Annotated in this window: 4 protein-coding genes and 1 pseudogene; 2 read left to right on the top strand and 3 right to left on the bottom strand. The window is 65.6% G+C overall.

All coding sequences use genetic code 11. The features are described from left to right. From H8B02_RS46800 to H8B02_RS46790, 3 genes are all read right to left on the bottom strand, one after another. Nucleotides 1-225 (bottom strand): hypothetical protein (locus tag H8B02_RS46800; RefSeq protein WP_229172446.1); only part of this gene is annotated, 225 nt, incomplete at its 3' end. 10 nt (nt 226-235) lie between these two features. Then, nucleotides 236-1,423: a hypothetical protein gene (locus H8B02_RS46795; RefSeq protein WP_229172445.1), complete on the bottom strand. Its 1,188-nt coding sequence runs from the start codon at nt 1,421-1,423 to the stop codon at nt 236-238. A gap of 19 nt (nt 1,424-1,442) precedes the next feature. Beyond that, a complete protein-coding gene (locus H8B02_RS46790) occupies nt 1,443-1,700 on the bottom strand; it encodes a hypothetical protein (protein ID WP_092116416.1) in 258 nt (85 codons plus the stop codon). 217 nt (nt 1,701-1,917) lie between these two features. On the opposite strand from H8B02_RS46790, the gene H8B02_RS46785 reads away from it, so the two are divergent. Together H8B02_RS46785 and H8B02_RS46780 are read left to right on the top strand one after the other, a co-directional pair. Beyond that, nucleotides 1,918-2,322, top strand: a complete 405-nt coding sequence (locus H8B02_RS46785) for a DUF350 domain-containing protein (RefSeq protein ID WP_024583958.1) — start codon at nt 1,918-1,920, stop codon at nt 2,320-2,322. A 15-nt stretch (nt 2,323-2,337) separates the two neighbouring features. Beyond that, a pseudogene (locus H8B02_RS46780) lies at nt 2,338-2,557 on the top strand (hypothetical protein); the annotation flags it as partial.

Here is a 2,557-nt window from a genome sequence, read left to right as displayed (position 1 = left end):
GCTGCGATGGCGCTGCGTCGCGAGCTGATGCCGCGTGATCGGCCGGGCGAGCCGGGCGAGATCCCCGGCGCTGCCCGTCGGAAACTTGTCGGGGGTGCGCCGCTTGACATAAACCACGATGGGAATCCGCTCGTCGGGATCGACATCGCCGACCAGCGTCGCACCGACAGGCGCGGCGCGGTTGCTGCCGGCAAGCGGTACCCTGCGCTCGGAGGTGCCCGCCATCGATGCGATCTCACTTGCCGCTACATGGCGTCGGCTGCGCCGGATTCTGCGTATCGTCGTAGGCGCAGAACGGGATCGACCAGACGAAGTCTGCCGCGGTCGCGATGCGCGTGAGACCTGGTTTGCCTTCGAAGATCGGCGGCTGGCCCGAGAACTTCCAGTACCATTCGGGCAGCAGCGGCCCGAGCGGAGCAACCGGGCCATTCGGACCGAACGACAGGAATCCCGCCTGCGACGACGGCGTGCCGTCGGCCCTGAAGGCCGCGCGGCCGTGGCAGGTGATGCAGGACGACGTCGCGACGAAGCCGTCCTCGGTGACGGAATTGCCGACCCTAATGTCGAGCCCGACATTGTCGACGAAATCCACCTGCGATCCCTTCAGGCAATAGTTGTTGTAGACCGGATCGATGTCCGCGCTCGACAACATCGCCGTCAGCGCGGCCGTCTTCACGCAATCCGGATAGCCCTGGCCGGCGGTCCGGTTCGACGGCACGAACGCGGTCTGCGCGCCGAAATTATCGCGGCAGCCGATGATGTCGCAGCGGCCCGGATTGAAGCGGTGCTCGAATGTCGCCCAGGTCCAGTTCGGCACCTGCTTGCTGATCACATGCATCGAGACCAGGGCGTACTGCACGCCGGCCGCGCTGTTGACGTGATAGAGCTGCGGCACCTGCGCCACCGTCACCTTGTTGTTGGTGAATTGCGGAATGTCGCTGACCGGCAGCCAATTCCCCTTCACCTCGATGGAATCGACCGGAAACGACAGCGCCTTGCCGAATGCGGCCTTCACGCCCGACAGCTTGTAGAGGTTGTTCTGGACGATGAAGTCGAACGTTGGCTTGTTGTGACGCGTTTCCTCCATCTGCCCCTGCGCGGCGCCGGGCGGCAGCGCCGGCAGCAATCCGCCGCTCTGCTGAACGCCTTCCCGCGCCACCTGCGGCAGGATCGGCGGGCGCAGCGACGGCGGCGTCGCGGCCGCCGGAAACTGCGGATTGGGCTGGAACAGATCGGTATCGCTCGCCCAGGTCTCGAACGTCGAATTGCTGCCGCCGGCGCGGCTGTTGGCCTGGATGAAGAGCTGCCAGGCGACCTGATCCGGCGCGGTCATCGCGGGATTCGGCGGCGATTGCGCCGCGGCCGGAATGGCGGGAAGCACAAGCAGACCACAGACGAGCAGCGTGTCGATCGACCTTCTCATCTTGCTCTCCACATCGGGTTCAAGGTTGGAATCCGTCCCCCATCCAGCTCGCATAGACATCGAGCGCGTCCTGCGACCATCGGTGACCGGGCGGCATGAAGCCGGACGACAGCGCAGCGAAGACGCGGCGTGCATTGGCGTGATCGGCGAAGTCATCATTAGCGGCCGGGTCGCAGATCCAGTCGGCGTCGCCGAGCCGAACGCCCTTTGGGGTCATGCAGGCGATGTCGCCCGGTCGAAACATCGGCAGGATGTCGTTGCCAAAACTGGTCGTCATCGGGATCACCGAACCCATTCGCGACATGCACTTCTGGTTGCATATCGTATAGACGACTATCGCGGGAGCCGCTGTGAAGCGGCTCACATCCCCGCGCAGCAATTTTGCGGCGGCCGTCCGCGGCCACCGGCGCCCACAGGCTGGATCGAACCGAAGCTTCGCGAACCGCGACCAATCAGCTATAGGATGACCATCTAGGGCTGTTCGGGCGCATCACATGATCCTGCAATCCCTCGCCGGCCTGCCGGCGTTCCTGGTCTATTTCTGCACGGCGCTGATCGCCGTGGTCGCCTATCTCTTCGTCTACACCCGCGTCACCCCGCATGACGAATTCCAGCTGATCCGCGACAACGATCCGGCGGCGGCGATCGCGCTCGGGCTGAGCCTGCTCGGCTTCGTGCTGCCGGTGGTCAGCGCCATCGCCCATTCCGCCAACGTGGTGGACTGCCTGATCTGGAGCATCATCGCGCTGATCGTGCAGATCATCGTCTATTACATCGTGAAGATCCCGGTGCCGAACCTGTCGGCGCGGATCGCGTCCGGCGAGATGGCGGCGGCGATCTGGCTCGGGCTGTCCTCGCTGGCCGCAGGCGCGCTGAACGCAGCCTGCATGATCTACTGAGCCATTGAGCTGACCATGGCGCGCAAACCGAACCCGGAATTTGGCAAGCGGCGGCCGGTGGTCCCGGCGGTGCCGCCGCGGCCGGATCCGCCTTCCAAGCGCTCCAGCCATGTCGCGCTGCTGATGATGGGCACGCTCGCGGTCGGCGGCGGCGCCTACGCGCTGATGCCGCGGCAGAATTGCCAGCCCATCCAGCCGACGCCTCCGGGTGTCACCGCGCCGGTTCCCCCGCAAC

The sequence above is a fragment of the Bradyrhizobium altum genome, assembly GCF_020889705.1.
Classification (GTDB): Bacteria; Pseudomonadota; Alphaproteobacteria; order Rhizobiales; family Xanthobacteraceae; genus Bradyrhizobium; species Bradyrhizobium altum.
This window is presented reverse-complemented; position numbering and strand designations above follow the sequence as displayed.

What these genes read in the sequence shown, in the direction of transcription:
- H8B02_RS46785 (WP_024583958.1), top strand. Translation starts at nt 1,918, where the DNA reads ATGATCCTGCAATCCCTCGCCGGCCTGCCGGCGTTCCTGGTCTATTTC.
- H8B02_RS46790 (WP_092116416.1), bottom strand. Translation starts at nt 1,700, where the DNA reads ATGACGACCAGTTTTGGCAACGACATCCTGCCGATGTTTCGACCGGGC.
- H8B02_RS46795 (WP_229172445.1), bottom strand. Translation starts at nt 1,423, where the DNA reads ATGAGAAGGTCGATCGACACGCTGCTCGTCTGTGGTCTGCTTGTGCTT.